The following is a 21,803-nucleotide window of genomic DNA, read 5'->3' on the forward strand; positions in this document are numbered from 1 at the left end:
AGGGGGGCCGCGATCAGCGATAGGTTGGCAGGGCGAAGCGCTGCTGGCTTTGCAGGCGTGAGATCACGGGCAGCTCGCTGGCTTGTTCGGCCAGGTCGCGGCGAATGGCGCTGATGGCCCAGGACAGCTGTTCGGCACTGTGCAGTTGTGCGTACGACAGCACGCGGCGGGTCACCACGCCGTCGGCGGCGCGCAGGGTCAGCAGGACGCCGCCGTCCGGGCGGGATTGGGTGGCGACCTGGTAGGCGGCGAACACCGAGGCGAATTTTTCCTGGATGAGGTCCATATCAACTCCTGACTGTTGTGTGGGCAGACGTGAGTTGAATGTTGCAGTGACCATGCCAGGTTTTTATTTGTATAAAAACACTTATAAATCAATGAGTTGTGATTGGTTTTGGATTGTTTGCCATTGCATTGTGCATGGTCGTGCATTTTGCACAGTGCAATTTGCACGGTGATAGCCTGGCGGTGATAGCCTGGCTCTGTGCACCCCATAGAATCTGAACCTTTGACCCGCGGCCGCTGCCTGACCAACACTTGGGCCCATGCCATTACCAGGAGGTTCCCGATGTCCGACCAACAGCCCGCCACCATGACCGCCGAGCAAACCGCTGCCTTCGCCGAGGAGGTTTTCGAGCGTGCCCGCCGCGGTGATGCGCCCATGCTGGCGCGTCTGCTCGCCAGTGGCCTGCCGGCCGACTTGCGCAACCACAAGGGCGACACCCTGTTGATGCTGGCCAGCTATCACGGCCACCACGATGCCGTGCGCGTGCTGCTCGAACAGGGCGCCGACCCGTTGATCGCCAACGACAACGGCCAGTTGCCCATCGCCGGCGCGGCGTTCAAGGGGGACCTGGCGATGATCCGGCTATTGCTCGAACACGGCGTGCCGGTGGATGCCGCCGCCGCCGATGGCCGCACCGCCTTGATGCTGGCGGCGATGTTCAATCGCCTGGCGATCATCGACTACCTGCTGGCCCAGGGCGCCGACCCGGCGCACCGCGACGCCGCCGGGGCCACCGCGCTGATGGCGGCTCGCACCATGGGCGCGCTCGATGCCGCCAAGCGCCTCGAGGCGCTTGGCGGCTAACCGTTCGGGGGTGTTTGCGGCTATCCTTGGCGCCTTTTACGCCAATGCGCAGGGCCCCCAAATGAAAGACCAGTTGCTCGAATTCATCCGCCTCGTCGGTGCCGGCTGCATGCGCGAGGAAGACATCGAGCGCATCGCCGCCGAAGCCGCCCAGGCCTACGCCGACCCCGCCGCCTTCCTGGCCGCCAACCCCGACATCAACTACGACGACAGCTTCCCGTTTTCCCTGGGGGAATGGGTGGTGGTCGGCAGCCTGCCGGACACCGTGCTGTTCCAGGCCGACAGCTACCAGGATCTGTTCCAGCAGATCAGCGACTCGTTCGACAAGAGCGTGCCGTTCACCCTCAAGCCCAAGCAACTGGCGCGCACCGAGGCGTTGACCGCGCTCAATCGCATCCAGGTGCAGATGGGTGCGCTGAACAAGGAGGCTGGCGGCTATGTGCTGCTGAACTTCAGCCAGTTGCTCGACGATGAGTTGCAGATGGTGATGGTGGGGCAGAACGACCTGGCCCGGGTACTGGCGTTGGGCGAGGCCGTTGGCATCAAGGTGGAGCCGGCGCTGGAAGCCCTGAAGGTGGCGCTGCACGTCTGAATGACGTTCTGTAGGCGCCAGCCTTGCTGGCGAAGCAAGCAACGCCGGTGTTCGCCGGCAAGCCGGCGCCTACAACGCTTACGGCCTGCAACACCTGTAGGAGCCAGCCTTGCTGGCGAACCAGGCGACGCGGAGGATGGCACCGGCTGCGCCGGTGTTCGCCGGCAAGGCCGGCTCCTACAACGCGTACGGCCTGCAATACCCGTAGGAGCCAGCCTTGCTGGCGAACCAGGCGACGCGGAGGATGGCACCGGCTGCGCCGGTGTTCGCCGGCAAGCCGGCTCCTACAACGCTTACGGCCTGCAACACCTGTAGGAGCCAGCCTTGCTGGCGAACCAGGCGACGCGGTGCATGGCACCGGCTGCGCCGGTGTTCGCCGGCAAGCCGGCTCCTACAACGCGTACGGCCTGCAATACCCGTAGGAGCCAGCCTTGCTGGCGAACCAGGCGACGCGGAGGATGGCACCGGCTGCGCCGGTGTTCGCCGGCAAGCCGGCTCCTACAACGCTTACAGCCTGCAACACCTGTAGGAGCCAGCCTTGCTGGCGAAGCAGGCGACGCGGTGCATGACACCGGCAACGCCGGTTTCTACGGTATCTGTGGGTAGCCCCGGGCGGCGTTGCCGTCATCGCCTGGATAGCGCTCAACCCAACGCGGTATCGAGGAACATCATCACCGCGAATCCGCCCATCAAGCCCAGCGTCGCTGCGGTCTGATGCCCGTTGCGGTGGGTTTCCGGGATCACCTCGTGGGACACCACGAAGATCATCGCCCCCGCCGCCAGGCCCATGCTGATCGGGTAGGCCAGGGCAAAGCCGGTGGAAATCCCCAGGCCGATCACCGCCCCCAGCGGCTCCATCAACCCCGAGCCGATCGCCACCAGCGCCGCCTTCAGGTTCGACAACCCTGTGGCCCGCAAGGCCAGGGCCACGGCCAGCCCCTCGGGGATGTCCTGGATGGCGATGGCGCTGGTCAGCGGCAAGCCGATATTCATGTCGCCATTGGCGAAGCTCACGCCGATGGCCATGCCTTCAGGCAGGTTGTGCAGGGTGATGGCCAGGACGAACAGCCAGACCCGGCTCAGGCGCTCGGCCTCTGGGCCGCAAGGGCCGGTGCTTTCATGCTCGTGCGGGGTGAAACGGTCGAGGCCGAGCATCAACAGCACGCCCAGGCCCATGCCCAGCACCACGGTGAAAGCCGCCGCCGGGCCGTTGCCGGTGATTTCACGGGCGGCGTCCAGGCCCGGCAGAATCAGCGAAAACGAACTGGCGGCGAGCATCATGCCGGCGGCAAAGCCGAGCATCACGTCCTGGCTGCGGGCGTTGACATCGCGCAGGATCACCGCCAGCACCGCACCCAGCGCCGTGGCGCCGAAACCGGACAGACCACCGAGCAGGGCCAGGTGCAGGTTGTCGGCGTGGTCGCCGTTGATCGCGTTCCAGATGCTCGCCAGCAACAGGGCGACGATCGCCAGCAGGCTCAGGGCCAGGCCGGCACTGAGCCAGGGAGTGCTCAGCGCCTGTTGGCGCCAGGCGCTGAGCAGGGACAGGGGGGCGGGGCTGTGGGCGTGGGCAGGGGGCATGCGGACCTCGAAACAATGAATGACAGCAGTCTAGCCAGTGACCTGCGCAGCTGGCCAAGGATTCCCTTCTATCGCCGCCATAGGCGCTATGCTGTGCACCAGGCACATCGCACGGGAGCTGCGACATGGGTTCTACCTTCAATAGCCTGGTCGGGCTGATCATTCTGGCCCTGGATATCTGGGCGATCCTCAACGTGCTCAAGAGCGGTGCCGAGGTGGGCATCAAGGTGCTGTGGATCTTGCTGATCGTCCTGTTGCCGGTACTGGGGCTGATCATCTGGGCCATCGCCGGGCCACGGGGCAATGTGCGTATCTGAGGCCTGCCTGGGCAACTGTTTAACTTTGTAAGGGCAGGCTGCTCTCGACAAAATTTTCACACTCGATTTTTGAAAATCCGCGCCGCACAATGCGGCCTTGGTCCCGCGGCGCCATCGGCTGCCTGGGCGCCGAGGCTGTAGGCGATCTCGCCTTCCCGCAAACCGCAATCCTAGGACCTCTCCATTCATGGCTAACACGGACGCCTTGAAGCAACAGGACGTGCGAGGCTCGTTCTCGCCGACCCTGAAATCCCACCTGGCCTACACGCTGCTCAGCGGCCTGGTGATCATGCTGATGCTCAGCCTGGTGCGCCTGGCGCTGCTGGTCTACAACAGCGACATGATCGGCGAAACCCCCTACGCCACAGTTGCCGAGGGCTTCCTCAATGGCTTGCGCTTCGACCTGCGCGTGGTGGTGTACATCAGCATCCCACTGTTGCTGGCGCTGCTCAGCCCCTGGTTGATGGCCCGTCGAGGCCTGTTCCGGTTCTGGCTGACGATCACCTCGAGCGTGGTGATGTTCCTCGGCCTGATGGAGATGGACTTCTACCGCGAGTTCCACCAGCGCTTGAACGGCCTGGTGTTCCAGTACATCAAGGAAGACCCCAAGACCGTGCTGAGCATGCTCTGGTACGGCTTCCCGGTGGTCCGCTACCTGCTGGCCTGGCTGTTCGGCACCTGGTTGTTGAGCCTGCTGTTCAAGGGCATCGACCGCCTGACGCGCGGCAACGGCAGCGCCCGGGCCGTGGTCGGCAGCAAGATCGCGCCCTGGTATGGCCGCCTGGCGGTGTTCATGGTGGTGCTGCTGGTGGCAGTGGTCGCCGCCCGCGGTACCCTGCGCCAGGGCCCACCCATGCGCTGGGGCGATGCCTTCACCACCGAGTCGAATTTCGTCAACCAGCTCGGCCTGAATGGCACCCTGACCCTGATCGACGCGGCCAAGAGCCGTTTCGGCGAGGACCGCGCCAATATCTGGAAACCCGTGCTCGAGCAGCCGTTGGCCACCCAGACCGTACGCGAGCAACTGCTGACCGCCAACGACACCTTGGTCGATGCCGACGAGGCCGCGGTGCGCCGTGACTTCGTGCCGCCGGCGGCCAACACCCTGGCGATCAAGAACGTCGTGGTCATCCTCATGGAGAGCTTTGCCGGCCACTCGGTGGGCGCTCTGGGCAGCGACGCCAACATCACCCCGTACTTCGACAAGCTGGCCAAGGAAGGTCTGCTGTTCGACCGCTTCTTCTCCAACGGCACCCATACCCACCAGGGCATGTTCGCCACCATGGCCTGCTTCCCCAACCTGCCGGGCTTCGAATACCTGATGCAGACCCCGGAAGGCGGCCACAAGCTGTCTGGCCTGCCGGCACTGCTCAGCGCCCGCGATTACGACGATGTCTACGTGTACAACGGCGACTTCGCCTGGGACAACCAGTCCGGTTTCTTCGGCAACCAGGGCATGACCACCTTCATCGGCCGCAACGACTTCGTCGACCCGGTGTTCTCCGACCCCACCTGGGGCGTATCCGACCAGGACATGTTCGACCGCGGCAACCAGGAGCTGGCCAAGCACGACGGCAAGAAGCCGATCTACGCCCTGCTGCAGACCCTCTCCAACCACACCCCGTACGCGCTGCCCAAGGCGCTGCCAGTGGAGAAGGTCACCGGCCACGGTCGTCTTGACGAGCACCTGACCGCCATGCGCTATTCCGATTGGGCACTGGGCCAGTTCTTCGAGAAGGCGCGCAAGGAGCCCTACTTCAAGGACACCCTGTTCGTCATCGTCGGCGACCATGGTTTTGGCAACAACCAGCAGATCACCGAATTCGACCTGGGACGCTTCCATGTACCGCTGCTGCTGATCGCCCCGGGCATCCAGGAGAAGTTTGGCGCGGTCAACCACACCGTGGGTACGCAGGTCGACATCGTGCCGACCATCATGGGCCGTCTCGGTGGCCAGACCCGCCACCAGTGCTGGGGCCGTGACCTGCTCAACCTGCCGGCGGGCGATCCGGGCGAGGGCATGATCAAGCCGTCGGGCAGCGAGCAGGTGGTCGGTTTCCTGCAAGGTGACCGGATCCTCATCGAGTCCAAGGAAATGACACCGCGGATGTACCGCTACCAACTGGGGCGCGAGCCCAAGGGCGAACTGATCGAGAGCCCGGATCAGGCGCAGATGCTGCAAAAGCTCGAAGCGTTCATCCAGACCGCGACCAAGAGCCTGCTGGACAACACCGCCGGTGTCGTCCACGGCACGCCGAAGTAAGCTGGCCGCCGCCATGAACAAGCCCGCCGTTGCCCGGCGGGCTTTTTTCATGGGGTTTGATGCACCCGGCTGAACATCGCCTGCTGCCCATGGTCAAGCTAGTACGGAGTGTCATTCACCGTCTCCAGCGAGGGCTGATCGATGAAAGCGTGGGAAGTCAGCTTTGCCAACCAGAAGGGCGAACCGCAAACCCTGCTGCTCAACGCCGAGCAGCGCCCCAGCGAGGAAGACGCCGCGCGGGCGATTCGCTCGCGGCTGTTTCCACTGATGGACGAGCTGGACCTCAACGACTTCCAGGACCGCAGTTATTCCCCCACCGCGCGCTGGCTCAAGGAGCAGAGCGGGGTGATCATCACCACCATCCGCGAAGCGCCCTGAAGCGCGCTGTCTGGCGTAGTGCCTGCACAGGCACTACGCTGCAATAAGGCGCCGGTCTTCTCTGCGGGCCGCCGCCGTTTACATTCGCGTCTCGCAATCCGCTCGTAATGTCAGGCATGACCTTGTTGCCAGGCAGGTGCGTTGTGCACGGAAAGTCTATCCATTGCTTTGCAGGAGGACGTTTCATGAGCAGCTCGAACGACGATATCAGCAGCAGCGTCCTGCGCCAGATGAAAGCTGGCGGTTTCGATTTCACCCGCATCCATCCCATCGAGTTCTATGCCGTGTTCCCCGACGAGGCCGGTGCGCGCCGGGCGGCTGGGCAGTTTCGCGGCGAGTCGCTCAACGCCCAGGTGAGCGAGCGTGACGACGGCGCCTGGCACCTGGAGCTGAGCAAGGTCATGTACGCCACCCATGGTGGTATCGGCGCTTTCGAGCAGGCTTTCGAACTGGTCGTGTCGCCCTATGGCGGCGAGGTCGAGGGCTGGGGCGTCAAGCAGGAGCGGCCCATCGCCTAGGATGGCACCCATACAAGCCAGCTTGCTGGCGAACCAGGCAGCGTGGTGGATGGCACCGGCGATGCCGGTGTTCGCCGGCAAGCCGGCGCCTACACGTTTGCGGCGCACCCCGCCCCGTAGGAGCCAGCCTTGCTGGCGAACCAGGCGCCTACGGCTGGACCTTGCGCCCGGCCATGTGCACCAGGTAGGCCAGCAGGGCGTCGAGTTCCTGTTCATTCAGCACCTGGGGGGCAAACCCGGGCATCTTCGCCTGGGGCCAATGCCGCAGGCTCTGCGGGTCGCGGATGTACTGGCGCAGGAACGCCGGCTGGAAATACTCGGTCGGGTTGTGCGGCAGGTTCAGGTCCGGGCCGAATTGCGCATCCCCTGCACCATTGAGCCGGTGACAGGCCAGGCAGTTCTGCTGGAACAGGGCAAAGCCTTGGCGCACCGGGTCGTTGGCGGCCAGTGCCGGGGCGGGCAGCAGGGCGGGAAAGCGCGCCTCGACCGGCGGCAGCCGGCGAATGGTGGCGATCTGAAACGGCCACTGCTCGGGGCGGATGCCGCTGGCCTGCGGGTTGCGCCAGACCAGGTAGAACGGCCCGGCCCCGGGTTTGCCCTTGGCCAGTGGTGGCCAGGGCTGGCTGGGGTCCTCGATGGCCAGCCAGGCCTGGGCCGGCCCCGCCTGCAACAAGGGACCGGCGGGCATTTCCGCGGCGAAGCCGTCCAGTGCCACGGCCTGCAGGTGATCGCCCGGTTGCACGCCGTCGAGCAGCACGGCCAGGGGGATGGCGCGGTAGTGCATGGTGCGCTTGTAGGCAACGTCTTGTTCGACCTCGAGGTCGCGGGCTTGCGGGTGGGCGAGCAGTTGCGCGGTGTGCCATTGGCGGCTGCCACCCTCGAGGGTCAGGGTCAGTTGCGCCGCCGACACTGGCAAGGCGAACAACAGGCAGAGCAGGGTGAGGCACAGGCGCATGGGCAATCTCCAACCGTCAGGGTCGGCAGATTACCTGCGCAGGGGCGGCCAGGGCCACTGCCGTGTCAACCGAACAGCCGGGTAAGGTTGGGCAGGATCAGCAGCAGCGTCGTGGCGAAGAGAATGAGCCCAGCTTGGCGTACTTTCGATTGTCTGAACATGGCGGACCGCCTTCTTGTTGTTATTCCTGAATAACCCTTGGCTTCCTTGTCGCGCGTCGGGTCGATCGCAGTGGCCTGGTCAAGCGCCGAACCTGCTTGCCTCGTGTGTCTGGATATACAACCAACAGTAGGGCCCGCGTCATCCCTGATTCAGAACCCTTTGTTCTAAGCAAACAGTGGCAAATTGCCGAACGCTTAAAGGCCATTGGCCACCCCGCTGGCGCACTTGGGCTAGACGAGTGCGCGCCCAGGGTTACCGAGGGTTACAGGGCCTACCGTCCGTCCGGATATCCTACTTGCTTGTACTGGTTTTTCGCGTCAGTCTCTACAGCAAATCCCACCCACATGTCGTTCAGGACTACCCCTATGTCGTTACGCATCTGCATCCTTGAAACCGATGTCCTGCGGCCGGAGTTGATCGCGCAGTACCAGGGCTACGGCAGGATGTTCGAGCAGCTGTTTTCGCGCCAGCCAATCGCCGCCGAGTTTGACGTGTACAACGTGATGAACGGCGATTACCCGGCCGAGGACGAACGGTTCGATGCGTACCTGGTGACTGGCAGCAAGGCCGACTCGTTCGGCGACGACCCGTGGATCCAGACCCTCAAGGCGTACCTGCTCAAGCTCTACGAGCGTGGCGAGAAGTTGCTGGGGGTGTGTTTCGGCCATCAGCTGCTGGCCCTGACCCTGGGCGGCAAGGCCGAGCGCGCCGACAAGGGCTGGGGCGTGGGCATCCACCGCTACAGCCTGGCGGCCCATGCACCGTGGATGGACCCGCAGGTGTCCGAGCTGACCCTGTTGATCAGCCACCAGGACCAGGTTACCGAGCTGCCCGAAGGGGCCACGGTAATCGCGTCCAGCGATTTCTGCCCGAACGCTGCGTACCACATCGGTGACCAGGTGCTGTGTTTCCAGGGGCATCCGGAGTTCGTCCACGATTATTCGCGGGCATTGCTCGATGCGCGGCAGACAGCGCTGGGGGACGAGGTGTACGCGAAGGCGGTGGCCAGCCTGGCCACCGAACACCAGGGCGATCTGGTGGGTGAGTGGATGCTGCGCTTCATTCAGCAGCCGGCCAAGGCGGGCGATAGCGCGGTGTGACCCTCGGGCCGCCGGTGGGGCTGGCCTTGCTGGCGAACGGGGTAACGCTAAAGCCAGCCCGATCGCTTGAAGCTGTAGTACAGCCCCGAGCAGCCCAACCCGATCACCCCCAGCACGGTGAAATAGCCGTAGTGCCAGCCCAGCTCGGGCATGTTCTGGAAGTTCATCCCATAGATCCCGGCAATCGCCGTGGGGAACGCCAGGATCGCCGCCCAGGCGGCGAACTTGCGCTGGGTGATGCTTTGCCGCGAGGCCTCCAGCAACATGCCGATCTCGATGGTCTGGCTGGCGATGTCGCGAATCCCGGCGAGGTCTTCCATCTGCCGCGTCACGTGGATCTGCACATCGCGAAAATACGGGCGCATGTTCTTGTCGATGAACGGGAAGCTCAGGCGCTGCAGCTCTTCGCTGACCTCGACCATCGGCGCCACGTAGCGGCGCAGGCGCAGGATGTCGCGGCGCAGGCTGTGCAGGCGCTGGATGTCCTCTTCCTGCAGCGAGTTGCTCAGCACGCTCTGCTCCAGCTCCTCGATCTCGCCGTGGATGGCCTCGCTGACCGGCTGGTAGTTCTCGGTGACGAAGTCGAGCAGGGCGTAGAGCACGAAGTCTTCGCCGTGCTCGAGCAGCAGCGGGCGCGCTTCGCAGCGTTGGCGCACCAGGGCGTAGGACTTGGAGTGGCCGTTGCGGCAGGTGATGATGTAGCCGTTGCCGGCGAAGATATGGGTCTCGATGAACTCGAGCTTGCCTTCGTGGCGCACTGGCGAGTAGGTGACGATGAACAGCGCGTCGCCGAAGGTCTCGAGCTTGGGCCGACTGTGCTTCTCCAGGGCGTCCTCGATGGCCAGTTCGTGCAGGCCGAATTGGCGCTGCAGGTTGGCCAGTTCCTCGGCGTTGGGCTCTTCCAGGCCGATCCACACGAAGTGCCCGGGCTTGCGCGCCCATTCGGCGCCCTCATCGAGGCTGATGTTGGTGACCTTCCTGCCGGCGCTGTACACCGCCGCGGCGACGACTCGACCCATGGTTATCCGCTTGTCTGGTTGAACACCCAGACAGCTTGGGCTGTGTCGCGCGGCAGGGCAACCTGTCGCGCATGAAGAAATGCGCGGTGCGTGCCGGCCAGCGGTTACTGGCTGGTGACTTCGCTTTCCATGTGGTCGATGCAATGCTGCATCTGGCTGCGGCACTGCTCGATCAATGCCGGCAGGTCCTGCTGGGTCAGGCCGGCGGTGGCGATGGGTGCCAGGGAGCGGACGATCACCGTGCGCTGGCGCCAGCTGTTCAGGCCCAGGCGCTGCGAATAGCGGCTCACGCACACCGGCACGATCGGCACGCCGGCCTCCACCGCCATGTGGAAGGCGCCCTTCTTGAAGGGCAGCAGTTGTTCACCCGGGTTGCGCGTGCCTTCGGGGAAAATCCAGATCGAGGTGTCGTCGCGCAGGGTGCGGGTGGTGGCCTGCATGGCCTTGCGCGCCTGGTAGGCGTTGTTGCGGTCAACCAGCACATTGCCGCCAAGCCAGAACAGCTGGCCGAACAGCGGGATCCAGCCCAGGCTCTTCTTGCCGATGGCCACGGTGCGGCGCGGCACCACCTGGCCGAGGATGAACAGGTCATAGTTGGATTGGTGGTTGGCGATGATCACGCAGCCGGGCGGCTGGTCCCACAGCGGGCCGACCTCGGCCTTGACCTTGATGCGCATGAACCAGGCGGCCGGCACGCTGTACAGGCGCGCGAACAGGCGGCTGTTGTCAGGGTTGAACGGGCGCAGCAGGCCGATCACCAGGCCGGCGATGCCGACGAACAGGAAATGCAGCGCCAGCAGGAGCATGCGAAACAGATAGAGCATGGTACGACTCACACCAGACAGTCGCCGCGCAGTGTACGGGTGTGCACTGGTTGGGGCAAACCTTGGTGTGGCATATGGCTTTAGGAGCGGCCTTGCCGAGGCATCGGACCGGTCGCAAAGGGCCGCGAAGCGGCCCCGGCGATATCAGCTTGATGCTCGATTCCTGGGGGCGCTTCGCCCCCCTTTCGCGACACGAGGCCGCTCCTGCAGAGGAGCCTGCGCAAAGGCTCAGCCCAGGTGGTTCTGGTCGACCAGGATCGCTTCGTCCAGGGCCTCCAGCAGGCCCTTGCGCACTTTCAGCTTGGTGTTCTTGTGCGCCAGCATGTTCAGCTTCTTCAGTTCGCGGGCGGCGGCCAGGGCCACGTCCTGCAACTGCTCGGCCGCCACCACCTTGTCGAGGAAGCCGGCTTCGCGGGCGCCCTGCGGGTCGAAGATCTCGGCATTGTTGACCGAGCGCTGGAAGGCGGCACGGCCCAGGCGATCACGAGCCAGTTCGATGCCGGCGTGATGCATGGTCATGCCGATCTGCACTTCGTTCAGGCAGATCTTGTACGGGCCTTCGACACCGATGCGGTAGTCGGCCGAGAGCAGCAGGAAGGCACCTTTGGCCACGGCGTTGCCGGGGCAGGCGACGATCACCGGGAACGGGTGCGACAGCAGGCGGCGGGCCAGGGTGGAGCCAGCGGTAACCAGGCCGACGGCCTCCTTGGGCCCGGCGGTCATCACCTTGAGGTCGTAGCCGCCGGAGAGAATGCCCGGCTGGCCGGTGATGATCACCACCGCGCGTTCTTCCACCGCGCGGTCCAGCGCGGCATTGAAGGCTGCGATCACGTCCGGCGAGATGGCGTTGACCTTGCCGTTGTTCAGGGTCAGGGTGGCGATGCCGTCTTCGGCATGGTAGGTAAGCAGCTCGCTCATGGCGGAGTCCTTTGGATGGCGTGGCGACGACGTTACCCAGCCCGCGAGGCGAGGTAAAGCGCGAAGACTGACTGGTCGGTCAGCGTCCGGGCGCCATGCCTAGCGCCGACAGGGCAGGGGCTTGGGCGCGGGGAAAAGCGCTGGGCACAATGGCAGCATTGCCTTGATTGCCTGGGATTTTCCAGCGATTGGCTTAAGCGCATGAAAATTCTGAAAAAAATGCTTGCCAAAGAAAGACGCTTCTACTAAATTAGCGCGCCTCGACAGGCTGAACAGCTTGAAGAGAAAACGGTGAAGTGTCCGAGTGGTCGAAGGAGCACGCCTGGAAAGTGTGTATACGAGAAATCGTATCAAGGGTTCAAATCCCTTCTTCACCGCCACATTCTACGAGAAGCCCCCGAATCGAAAGGTTCGGGGGCTTTTTGTTTTTCGCCGCTCCCGCAGGCGCCGGCCTTGCCGGCGAACACCGGCGTGGCCGGTGCCCAACCCCGCATCGCCTGGTTCGCCAGCAAGGCTGGCGCCTGCAGGAGCAAGCGCCCTTAGAAGTTGACCGAGGCCGACAGCCTGGCCGTGCGCGGCGCGCCCTGGAACAGGTAGTTGTCGCCCAGGTAGTCGCCTACGTCGCGCCAGTAGCGCTTGTCGAACAGGTTGTCCACGGTCAGGCGCAGCACGGTGTCGTAGCCGTCGATCTGGGTGCGGTAGCGGCTGCCGATGTCGAACACGGTGTAGCCCCCCACCTCGACATTGCCGGCCTGGCTGGCGTACTTGCTGGCGCTGTAGCGGGCACCGCCGAGCAGCGCCAGGCCGGGCACGGGCAGGGCATAGTCGGCCTGCAACGCGGCGCGCAGGCGCGGCACGTTGATCGCCTGGTGGCCTTCGTAGGCCTCGGTGCCGCTGTCCTGCACCCGGGCGCGGATCGCCGCGGCGCTGGCCTGGATCTGCAGCTTCGAGGTGACCCAGCCGCTGGCGCCGAGTTCCAGGCCGGTGTTTTTCTGTTGGCCTTGCTGCACATAGGTGAAGCCGCCACCCTCGTCGGGGCGGGCGTATTGATAGGCCTGGCGGATCTGGAACAGCGCGGCGCTGAAACTCATGCCTTGCCAGTCACGCTTGATGCCGACTTCGAGCTGGCGCGACAGGGTGGGGGCGAGAATGTCGAACTTGTTGCTGGCGTACCATGGCGCGGTACCGCCAGCGGAGATTCCCTTCGAATAGCTGGCATAGAGCGTGGTATCAGGCTGCGGCTTGTAGATCAGCGCGGCATTGGGCAGCAACTGGTACTGCCGGGTGTGGCGGCCGGCAACGCCATCCTGGTTCCAGGTTCTTTCGTCCAGGCGCACTTCCCGGGCACCGATCACGGTCTGCCAGTTGTCGTTGAAGGTGATGCGATCGCTGAGGAACAGGCCGTACTGGCGGCTATCCAGGCGGCGTTCGCTATGGCCTATCGGTAGGTCGGACGGCGCCAGTGCTGGCGTACCGGTGTAGATGTTGCCGGGCTGAGTTGGATCCAGCAGCTGGTTGTAACCCGGCCGCTGGTCAAGCGTGCGGCGCTGGGCGCTGGCCCCCACGGTCAGCGCGTGAGCCACGCCGAAGGCATCGAAGCGCCCGTCGAGCATGGCCTGGGCCTCGTCGATGCGGCGGGTATCGTCCGGGCTGCGGAAATCGTAGATGTCATAGTTGCCTTCCGGGCTGAAATGGGCGTCCCAGCCGCCATTGCTACCCCAGGCAAACGCACTGTAGTCATCGATCACCACCTTGCTGCGCGAAGCGCTCAAGGTCCCGTTCCAGCTGTCGTTGAACTGGTACTTGAAGCGCCCGCCCAGGTTCAGCGAGTCGTTCTGCACCGGCTTGGCCCATTGCTGCCAGGCCAGGTGGTCCTTGGGGTCGACGCCATGGGGCAGTTGCGTGCCGCCGAGCAGTTGGTAGCCCGGCACCGAGAACTGCTCGCGGTGCTGGTATTCGGCGTCCAGTTCCAGCACCGCGTTGGGGTTGATCTGCCAGTCGAAGGCCAGGGCGGCGAAGTCGCGCTTGCCGTCGGCATGGTCGACATACGCGCGGATGTCTTCATGGGCCAGGTTCAGGCGCAGGCCGAACTGGCGCTCGGCACCGAACCAGCCACCCAGGTCGGTGGCCAGGTAGCGCTCGCCCTGCTCGTTGCTCGACACACTGAGGCTGCGCACGTCTTCCGGGCGCTTGGTCACGTAGTTGACCAGGCCGCCAGGCTCCGACACGCCACTTTGCAGCCCGGACAAACCCTTGAGCAGTTCCACCTGCTGCTTGTTCTCCAGCGCCACGTTCTGCTCGCCGGCGATGGTCTGGCCGTTGATCCGGTAGCTGCTGGCGGCGTTGAGCTCGAAGCCGCGCACGTTGAAGTTCTCGTAGTAGCCGACCGGCGCATAGCTGTCGCCTACCGAGGCATCGCTGTGCAGGACCTCGCTGAGCTTGCGCACCTGGCGGTCGTCGAGCAGTTGGCGGTTGAACACGCTGACCGCGGCAGGGGTATCGAGCAGCGGCGCGGTGTGCAGGCCGCCGACCTGGGCCTCGCGTGCCTGGTAGCCGCTGTTGTCCTGCACTTCAGAGATGCGCACCGGGGCCAGTGTCACGCTGTCGGCGGCCAGGCCCTGGCCGCTGTGCAGGGCAAGGCCCAGGCCGAGCAGGCCAAGGGGCAGGCGAGGGCGAAGCGGGGTCATGCGGGGCTCCTGTCGGGCGGGCAAAAGGGCGCCATGGTAGCAGGCTGCCGGGCCTTTCAGGGGGGCAGTGACAGTGCCATCGCAATCGTGGGCAAGCCTGCTCCGGCAATCATGGCGTCGGCACGATCGCTGTAGGAGCCGGCGTGCCGGCGAAAGGCCAATACTGTGAATACGAACGACGCGAGCCGTGCTTCAGGCCGCGACAGGCCGTTGGTGGCGGCGCCAGCTGTCGTCGATCTTCGACCAGGTCTTGCCGTCGGTGATGGCCAGCAGCTTGCGGCCATCCTTGAAGGTGGCGAGGAAGGTCACCTCGTCCTCCTTGCCGCCGAGCAGCAGGCCGGCGAGCAGGCCGACCGGCCCGGCCACCAGCGCGCCGGCCACCCCCCAACCCAAGGCGCTGCCCAGGCTGCGGGTGGTTTCAAGGTTGGCCAGCTTCAGGTCCTGGATCCGCGTCAGCGAGATGCGCTCGCCAGGCGAGGGGCTGCGTGGGGTCTTGAGAGTGAGCGCTCCATTGCGATACTCGCCTTCACCTTGCAAGAAATCGCCGGATTGCACCGTGAGTCTTGTCATTGTGTCGTCCTGTCAGGAAGGGGCTTTTGACCAACGCCTACTGAGCGCCCGGCACGCCGGCAAGTCAACGGCCAGGCGACGGAGGGTCGTGTGACCCGTGGTCGCATGCGTTGGGCCAAGACGAAGGGGCGCGAATGAACACCAGGTGCAAGTCGCGTTTTCATAACTAAACTTCGATTGGTTATATAAATAAGTCACCGTCCATGACTGGAACTAATGCTTTCAGGTGTTGCGGCTGATCCATCGCAGTTTGTGCAAATTAGTGCGGCGCAGATTAATTTTCGAAAACGAAAAAATGACGTCAAAAAAGGCTGGACATCAAGTTTCATTTTGTGTCAGTTTTTTTGCGCCTCATAAGGGCGAGTGACAGGACGTTCTCGCCAGGTGCAAGAACGCCTGTCTGACATCAATGGCTTTTTTGTTAAACAAGGAAGTAACCTGCATGTCGAAAGTCAAAGAAAACGCTATTGCATCGGCCGTCTCCGCACTGCAGCCGAAAGGCCCGAGTGCGTCCTATGGCCTGATCGATAGTTTTGCCCACCAGTACGATCGTGGTGGCGCGAACATCAACGGCAAGAAGTCCTTCACGGCCGACCAGGCTGCCAATCACCTCCTGCGTGACGGCGCTGCCTGGAAAGACCTGAACAAGGACGGCACCATCAGCCTCAGCTACACCTTCCTGACCAAGGCGCCTGGCGATTTCACCGCGCGCAAGCTCGGTACTTTCAGCCAGTTCAGCGACCTGCAGAAAGAGCAGGCCAAGCTGTCCATGCAGTCCTGGGCGGACGTGGCCAAGGTCACCTTCACCGAGGCGGCCTCGGGTGGCGACGGTCACATGACCTTCGGCAACTTCAGCGCCAGTAACGGCGGCGCGGCGTTCGCCTACCTGCCGTTCGACATGCCCGGTTCGCACAAGGGTGAGTCCTGGTACCTGATCAACAGCGGCTACCAGGTCAACATCACCCCAGGCACCGGCAACTACGGCCGCCAGACCCTGACCCACGAAATCGGCCACGTGCTCGGCCTGTCCCACCCCGGCGACTACAACGCCGGCCAGGGCAACCCGACCTACCGTGACGCCGACTACGCCCAGGACACCCGCGGCTACAGCGTCATGAGCTACTGGAGCGAAAGCAACAACGGCCAGAACTTCGTCAAGGGCGGCGGGCAGTACTACGCCTCGGCCCCGCTGATGGATGACATCCTGGCGATCCAGAAGCTCTACGGCGCCAACTACGCCACCCGTGCCAGCGACACCACCTACGGCTTCAACTCCACCGCTGACCGCGACTTCTACTCGGCCACTTCGGCCTCGTCGAAGCTGGTGTTCTCGGTGTGGGACGGTGGCGGCAACGACACCTTCGACTTCTCCGGCTTCACCCAGAACCAGAAGATCAACCTCAACGAAGCGTCGTTCTCCGACGTGGGCGGCATGGTCGGCAACGTGTCCATCGCCAAGGGCGTGACCATCGAGAACGCCATCGGCGGCTCGGGCAACGACCTGCTGATCGGCAACGCGCTGGCCAACGTGCTCAAAGGTGGTGCCGGCAACGACATCATCTACGGCGGTGGCGGTGCCGACCAGCTGTGGGGCGGCACTGGCGCGGACACCTTCGTCTACGCGGCCATCAGCGACTCGAGCAAGGCGGCGCCGGACCGGATCATGGACTTCACCTCGGGTGTGGACAAGATCGACCTGTCGGCCATCTCGGCCTTTGCCGTGAACAAGCTGCCGCTGCAGTTCGTCAACGCCTTCACCGGCCATGCCGGCGAAGCGCTGCTGACCTACGACCAGGCCACCAACCTGGGCAGCCTGTCCATCGACTTCACCGGAAACAGCTCGGCTGACTTCCTGGTGACCACCGTTGGCCAGGCCGCTGTCACCGACATCGTGGTCTGATGCAACAGGGGGCGGCGCTTGCGCTGCCCCTTTTGCCGACGAGGCCGGTGAATGAACATGACTGTGCGAACGATCGCGCTGGGCGCGATGACCCTGATGGCAATGACCGAGGTAGCTATGGCGAGCAGCCTGTTACTCCCCAACCCCGCGCAACTGGCCGGTGATTGGACGCTTTATCCCGATGCGCAACAGGCGCAGGCGTGCAACCTGCACCTGGGCGCCAGCGAAGGCGAGATAGAAGGCGACCTGGATTGCGCCAGGGACTTGCTCGGCCTGCGCCCCGGCAGCTGGTTGGTAACGCCCGACACCCTGGCCCTGGTGGGCGGGGACGGCAGCAGCGTGGTGCACTTCAGCCGTGACGGCGGGCACTATGCCTGGACCCGTCCGGACGGTACCCAACTGGTGCTCCAGCGCCAGGCCAAATAACCCCGCCCTGAAACTTGAAAAGTTTCAGGTAAACAAGGGCGAAACATGAAACTACCGAGCAAAAAGCCCGGGGCGCCTTTGTGGGCGGCACTCGGCGAATATAAATCGACCTTGATCAGCGTGGGCTGTTTCACGGCCTTGATCAACTTGCTCATGCTGGTGCCGTCGATTTATATGCTTCAAGTGTACGACCGTGTACTGAGTTCGCAGAACACCACAACTTTGTGGATGCTGACCCTGATGGTGGTCGGCTTCTTCGTGTATATAGGCGCGCTGGAAGCGGTGCGCAGTTTCATTGTCATCCGGGTGGGCAACCAACTGGAAAAAAGTTTTAACCTCAAGGTCTATCGCGCGGCCTTCGAGCGCAACTTGCGCCAGCGTGATGGTGCCGCCGGACAGGCCCTGGGCGACCTGACCCAACTGCGCCAGTTCATCACCGGCCCGGCGTTGTTCGCCTTCTTCGACGCGCCCTGGTTTCCCCTGTACCTGGCGGTGATCTTCGTCTTCAACGTCTGGCTCGGGGTGATGGCCACGGTCGGCGCATTGCTGCTGATCGCCCTGGCCGTGCTCAACGAGCGCATGACCCACGCCACCCTGGCCGCGGCCAGTGGCTTCCAGCAGCAGTCGACGCAGCTTGCCGGCAGCCAGTTGCAGAGCGCCGAGAGCATCCAGGCCATGGGCATGCTCGGCGCGCTGCGCCAGCGCTGGTTCAGCCTGCACGGGCGATTCCTCGACCTGCAGAACCAGGCCAGTGACACCTCGGCGGTGATCACCGCCACCAGCAAGGGCCTGCGCCTGTGCCTGCAATCGCTGGTGCTGGGGCTGGGTGCGCTGCTGGTGATCGAGGGGCAGATGACCCCGGGCATGATGATCGCCGGGTCCATCCTCATGGGCCGGGTGCTGGCGCCGATCGACCAGCTGATCGCGGTGTGGAAGCAATGGAGCGGCGCCCAGCTGGCCTACCAGCGTCTGGACAGCCTGCTGCGCGAGCACCCGGAGCCACCGGCGCCGATGCCGTTGCCAGCGCCGACCGGGCAACTGAGCGTGGAGCAGATCAGCGCCGGCCCGCCCGGGCGTAACCAGGCCACCTTGCAGCAGGTGCACTTCGCCCTGGCGGCGGGGGAGTTGCTGGGGGTGCTGGGGGCCTCGGGTTCGGGCAAGTCGACCCTGGCCAAGGTCCTGGTTGGCGTGTGGCCGACCCTTGGCGGCCATGTCCGCCTGGATGGCGCCGAGCTCAGCCAGTGGGACCGCGAGGCCCTCGGCCCGCACATCGGCTACCTGCCACAGACTATCGAGCTGCTGCGCGGCAGCATCGCCGAGAACATCGCCCGCTTCGGCGAGCTGGACAGCCACAAGGTGGTCGAGGCCGCGCGCCTGGCCGGGGTCCACGAGCTGATCCTGCGCCTGCCCCAGGGCTACGACACGCGCCTGGGCGAGGAGGGCGTCGACCTGTCCGGTGGGCAGAAGCAGCGCATCGCCCTGGCCCGCGCCTTGTACGGCAACCCCAGCCTGGTGGTGCTCGACGAGCCCAACTCCAACCTCGACAGCCACGGCGAATCGGCCCTGGCCAGTGCGCTGGTGCAGCTCAAGGCGCAGGGCCGTACCGTGGTGCTGGTGACCCATCGCAGCGCGGCGCTGGCCCAGGCCGACAAGTTGCTGGTGATGAACGAAGGCCGCATGCAGGGCTTCGGGCCTGCCCGCGACATTCTCCACGCCATGGGCCAGGCCCAGGCGCAACGACCGCTGCAGGCCGGAGGTGGCGCATGAGCCGACACGAACGCGATGCCCGTTTCCATGTGCGCCTGGGCTGGGCGCTGACGCTGCTCGGCTTTGGCGGCTTCATGGCCTGGGCCAGCCTGGCGCCGCTCGACCAGGGGGTGCCGGTGCAAGGCACCGTAGTGGTTTCGGGCAAGCGCAAGGCGGTGCAGTCGATGGCGGCGGGCGTGGTCAGCCGGATCCTGGTCAGCGAGGGCCAGACGGTGCATCAGGGCGAGCCGCTGTTCCGCCTTGACGGCACCCAGGCGCAGGCCGATGTCGATGCCTTGCAGGCCCAGTACCGCATGACCCGCGCCAGCCTGGCACGCTGGCAGAGCGAGCGCGACAACCTGGCCCAGGTGCAGTTTCCCGCCGAACTGCTGGAAGATACCGACGCCCGCCTGGCGTTGATCCTCGAAGGCCAGCGGCAACTGTTCGACAGCCGTCGCCAGGCCCAGGCCCGCGAGCAGGGCGCGCTGGCGGCGAGCATCGATGGCTCCCAGGCCCAGTTGGGCGGCATGCGCCGTGCCCGTGGCGACCTGCAGGCCCAGGCCGACTCGCTGCGCGAGCAGCTCGACAGCCTGCGCCCGTTGGCCGGCGATGGCTACATCCCGCGTAACCGCGTGCTCGAGTACCAGCGCCAGTTGTCGCAGGTGCAGCGCGACCTGGCGCAGAACGCCGGCGAAAGCGCGCGCCTGGAGCAGGTGATCGTCGAGGCGCGGCTCAACCTGCAACAGCGCCGCGAGGAGTACCAGAAGGAGGTGCGCAGCCAACTGGCCGAGGCCCAGGTCAAGGCCGCGACCCTGGAGCAGCAGCTCAACTCCGCGCACTTCGAACTGCAGCACAGCGAGATCCTGGCGCCGGCCGATGGCATCGCGGTCAACCTTGGCGTGCACACCGAAGGTGCGGTGGTGCGCGCCGGCGATACCTTGCTGGAGATCGTGCCCCAGGGCACCGCGCTGGAAGTGGAAGGGCGCCTGCCGGTGAACCTGGTGGACAAGGTCGCCCTGCAGCTGCCGGTGGACATCCTGTTCACCGCCTTCAACCAGAACCGCACGCCGCGGGTCAGCGGGGAGGTGGCGCTGGTTTCCGCCGACCAGTTGATCGACGAACGCAGCGGCCAGCCGTACTACGTGCTGCGCAGCACCGTCAGCGAAGAGGCACTGGCGCGCCTGCAGGGCCTGGCGATCCGCCCGGGCATGCCGGCCGAGCTGTTCGTGCGTACCGGTGAGCGCTCGCTGCTCAACTACCTGTTCAAACCCCTGCTCGATCGCGCAGGTACCGCCTTGACCGAACAATAAGGACGCCCAGTGAAGAAGTACCCACTGATCGGGCTGCTGGTCGCCTGTGCCTGGCTGCCGGCAGCCACCCAGGCGGCCATGGGGCCGTTCCAGGTCTACGAGCAGGCCCTGCGCCGCGACCCGACCTACCTCGCCGCCTTCAAGGCCCGCGAGGCGGGCCAGGAATACCGCGCCATCGGCCGCGCCGGCCTGCTGCCGAACATCTCGTACAACTACAACAAGGGGCGCAACGACTCCGAGGTGCGCTACCTGGGGGATTCGCGGCGGCAAAAGGAAGACCGCAACTACAACAGCATGGGCTCGACCTTCATCCTCCAGCAGCCGCTGTTCGACTACGAGGCCTATTCCAGCTACCGCAAGGGCGTGGCCCAGGCGCTGTACGCCGACGAGAGTTTCCGCGACCAGAGCCAGCAACTGCTGGTGCGGGTGATGACCAGCTACACCCAGGCGCTGTTCGCCCAGGACCAGATCGCCATCAGTGTTGCCAGCAAGCAGGCCTACCGCCAGCAGTTCCAGCAGAACCAGCGGCTGTTCGACGCCGGCGAAGGCACGCGCACCGACATTCTCGAAGCCCAGGCCCGCTATGAACTGGCCGATGCCGAAGAGATCCAGGCGCGCAACGACCAGGACGCCGCCCTGCGCGAGCTGGGCGCGTTGATCGGCGAGCCGGCGGTGCGGGTCGAGGACCTGGCGCCGCTGCGCGTCGACTTCGCCTTGCCGGTGGTCGACCCGAGCGGCTACGAGGCCTGGCAGGAGCGCGCGCTGGCCAACAACCCGCAGCTGGCCTCATCGCGCCAGGCGCTGGATGTGGCGCGTTACGAAGTGGAGCGCAACCGCGCCGGGCACCTGCCCAAGGTCACCGCCTTCGCCACCTCGCGGCGCCAGGAGTCGGACAGCGGCAACACCTACAACCAGCGCTACGACACCAATACCGTGGGCATCGAGGTCAGCGTGCCGATCTTCGCCGGCGGCGGGGTGATGGCCTCGACCCGCCAGGCCAGCCGGCACCTGGAGCAGGCCGAGTACGAGCTGGACGGCAACACCCGCAGCGCGCTGATCGAACTGCGCAAGCAGTACAACGCCTGCCAGTCCGGCGCCAGCCGCCTGCGTGCCTATGAGCGGGCGCTGGTGGCGGCCGAGGCGCTGGTGGTGTCCACGCGCAAGAGCGTGCAAGGGGGCGAGCGGGTCAACCTCGACGTGCTCAACGCCGAGCAGCAGTTGGCCACCACTCGCCGCGACCTGGCCCAGGCGCGCTACGACTACCTGCTGGCGTGGATCAAGCTGCACTACCAGGCGGGGATGCTCAGCGAAACGCAACTGGCACGGGTGGATGAAGCGTTCATCGAGGGCAAGTCAGGCTGACCAGGCATGCACAAATCTCTGTAGGAGCGGCCTTGTGTCGCGAAAGGGCCGCGTAGCGGCCCCGGCGATATCAGCTTGATGCACG

At 65.0% G+C, this 21,803-nt stretch carries 20 protein-coding genes and 1 tRNA gene; 13 read left to right on the plus strand and 8 right to left on the minus strand.

Annotation, left to right across the window (positions count from 1 at the left end; all coding sequences use genetic code 11):
- Positions 1–13 precede the first annotated feature (13 nt).
- Positions 14–286 (minus strand): DUF3509 domain-containing protein, encoded by a 273-nt coding sequence (locus KSS95_RS10005; RefSeq protein ID WP_134693732.1) that lies wholly within the window; start codon positions 284–286, stop codon positions 14–16.
- A gap of 282 nt (positions 287–568) precedes the next feature.
- On the opposite strand from KSS95_RS10005, the gene KSS95_RS10010 reads away from it, so the two are divergent.
- Complete coding sequence (locus KSS95_RS10010; RefSeq protein ID WP_217853521.1) at positions 569–1,090, plus strand: ankyrin repeat domain-containing protein; 522 nt, start codon at positions 569–571, stop codon at positions 1,088–1,090.
- A gap of 61 nt (positions 1,091–1,151) precedes the next feature.
- Positions 1,152–1,682, plus strand: a complete 531-nt coding sequence (locus KSS95_RS10015; protein ID WP_217853522.1) for a hypothetical protein — start codon at positions 1,152–1,154, stop codon at positions 1,680–1,682.
- 642 nt (positions 1,683–2,324) lie between these two features.
- On the opposite strand, the gene KSS95_RS10020 is transcribed toward KSS95_RS10015, so the two are convergent.
- Entirely contained in the window at positions 2,325–3,263 is a 939-nt protein-coding gene (locus KSS95_RS10020; protein ID WP_217853523.1) for a ZIP family metal transporter, read from the minus strand.
- Between the two features lie 125 nt (positions 3,264–3,388).
- Between KSS95_RS10020 and KSS95_RS10025 the strand changes: the two genes are divergently transcribed.
- The 4 genes from KSS95_RS10025 (at position 3,389) to KSS95_RS10040 (ending at position 6,739) form a co-directional block, all read left to right on the plus strand.
- Positions 3,389–3,580 carry a PLDc N-terminal domain-containing protein gene (locus tag KSS95_RS10025; protein ID WP_217853524.1) on the plus strand — a complete coding sequence of 64 codons (192 nt, stop codon included), beginning with the start codon at positions 3,389–3,391 and terminating at the stop codon, positions 3,578–3,580.
- A gap of 187 nt (positions 3,581–3,767) precedes the next feature.
- A complete protein-coding gene (locus KSS95_RS10030) occupies positions 3,768–5,843 on the plus strand; it encodes an LTA synthase family protein (protein WP_217853525.1) in 2,076 nt (691 codons plus the stop codon).
- A gap of 141 nt (positions 5,844–5,984) precedes the next feature.
- Complete coding sequence (locus tag KSS95_RS10035) at positions 5,985–6,221, plus strand: hypothetical protein (protein WP_217853526.1); 237 nt, start codon at positions 5,985–5,987, stop codon at positions 6,219–6,221.
- A gap of 185 nt (positions 6,222–6,406) precedes the next feature.
- Complete coding sequence (locus tag KSS95_RS10040) at positions 6,407–6,739, plus strand: ribonuclease E inhibitor RraB (protein ID WP_217853527.1); 333 nt, start codon at positions 6,407–6,409, stop codon at positions 6,737–6,739.
- A gap of 148 nt (positions 6,740–6,887) precedes the next feature.
- Here KSS95_RS10040 and KSS95_RS10045 read toward each other — a convergent pair whose 3' ends face one another.
- Positions 6,888–7,694 carry a cytochrome c gene (locus KSS95_RS10045; protein WP_217853528.1) on the minus strand — a complete coding sequence of 269 codons (807 nt, stop codon included), beginning with the start codon at positions 7,692–7,694 and terminating at the stop codon, positions 6,888–6,890.
- Between the two features lie 527 nt (positions 7,695–8,221).
- Here KSS95_RS10045 and KSS95_RS10050 point away from each other — a divergent pair.
- Complete coding sequence (locus KSS95_RS10050) at positions 8,222–8,956, plus strand: amidotransferase (RefSeq protein WP_217853529.1); 735 nt, start codon at positions 8,222–8,224, stop codon at positions 8,954–8,956.
- A gap of 47 nt (positions 8,957–9,003) precedes the next feature.
- On the opposite strand, the gene KSS95_RS10055 is transcribed toward KSS95_RS10050, so the two are convergent.
- The 3 genes from KSS95_RS10055 to KSS95_RS10065 all read right to left on the minus strand — a co-directional run bounded on the left by KSS95_RS10055 (position 9,004) and on the right by KSS95_RS10065 (position 11,717).
- Positions 9,004–9,975 (minus strand): magnesium and cobalt transport protein CorA, encoded by a 972-nt coding sequence (locus KSS95_RS10055; protein WP_134693741.1) that lies wholly within the window; start codon positions 9,973–9,975, stop codon positions 9,004–9,006.
- Positions 9,976–10,079: 104 nt separating this feature from the next.
- Positions 10,080–10,799, minus strand: coding sequence for a lysophospholipid acyltransferase family protein (locus KSS95_RS10060; RefSeq protein ID WP_217853530.1), 720 nt, complete (start codon positions 10,797–10,799; stop codon positions 10,080–10,082).
- Between the two features lie 228 nt (positions 10,800–11,027).
- Positions 11,028–11,717: a crotonase/enoyl-CoA hydratase family protein gene (locus KSS95_RS10065; RefSeq protein WP_217853531.1), complete on the minus strand. Its 690-nt coding sequence runs from the start codon at positions 11,715–11,717 to the stop codon at positions 11,028–11,030.
- Positions 11,718–12,007: 290 nt separating this feature from the next.
- Between KSS95_RS10065 and KSS95_RS10070 the strand changes: the two genes are divergently transcribed.
- Positions 12,008–12,097 (plus strand) — tRNA-Ser (locus tag KSS95_RS10070).
- 159 nt (positions 12,098–12,256) lie between these two features.
- On the opposite strand, the gene KSS95_RS10075 is transcribed toward KSS95_RS10070, so the two are convergent.
- Together KSS95_RS10075 and KSS95_RS10080 are read right to left on the minus strand one after the other, a co-directional pair.
- A complete protein-coding gene (locus KSS95_RS10075; protein ID WP_217853532.1) occupies positions 12,257–14,404 on the minus strand; it encodes a TonB-dependent siderophore receptor in 2,148 nt (715 codons plus the stop codon).
- 192 nt (positions 14,405–14,596) lie between these two features.
- Complete coding sequence (locus KSS95_RS10080) at positions 14,597–14,974, minus strand: hypothetical protein (RefSeq protein ID WP_134693745.1); 378 nt, start codon at positions 14,972–14,974, stop codon at positions 14,597–14,599.
- Positions 14,975–15,416: 442 nt separating this feature from the next.
- On the opposite strand from KSS95_RS10080, the gene KSS95_RS10085 reads away from it, so the two are divergent.
- From KSS95_RS10085 to KSS95_RS10105, 5 genes are all read left to right on the plus strand, one after another.
- The gene (locus KSS95_RS10085) at positions 15,417–16,874 is read left to right on the plus strand and encodes a serralysin family metalloprotease (RefSeq protein ID WP_217853533.1); all 1,458 of its coding nucleotides are present in this window, start codon (positions 15,417–15,419) and stop codon (positions 16,872–16,874) included.
- 57 nt (positions 16,875–16,931) lie between these two features.
- Entirely contained in the window at positions 16,932–17,300 is a 369-nt protein-coding gene (locus KSS95_RS10090; protein ID WP_225935572.1) for an AprI/Inh family metalloprotease inhibitor, read from the plus strand.
- A gap of 45 nt (positions 17,301–17,345) precedes the next feature.
- The gene (locus tag KSS95_RS10095; RefSeq protein ID WP_217853535.1) at positions 17,346–19,067 is read left to right on the plus strand and encodes a type I secretion system permease/ATPase; all 1,722 of its coding nucleotides are present in this window, start codon (positions 17,346–17,348) and stop codon (positions 19,065–19,067) included.
- The gene (locus tag KSS95_RS10100) at positions 19,064–20,356 is read left to right on the plus strand and encodes an HlyD family type I secretion periplasmic adaptor subunit (protein WP_217853536.1); all 1,293 of its coding nucleotides are present in this window, start codon (positions 19,064–19,066) and stop codon (positions 20,354–20,356) included. Before KSS95_RS10095 ends, KSS95_RS10100 begins: the two co-directional genes overlap by 4 nt.
- A gap of 78 nt (positions 20,357–20,434) precedes the next feature.
- Positions 20,435–21,718, plus strand: a complete 1,284-nt coding sequence (locus KSS95_RS10105) for a TolC family outer membrane protein (protein WP_217853956.1) — start codon at positions 20,435–20,437, stop codon at positions 21,716–21,718.
- Positions 21,719–21,803: the final 85 nt, after the last annotated feature.

Source organism: Pseudomonas muyukensis (assembly GCF_019139535.1).
Lineage (GTDB): Bacteria > Pseudomonadota > Gammaproteobacteria > Pseudomonadales > Pseudomonadaceae > Aquipseudomonas > Aquipseudomonas muyukensis.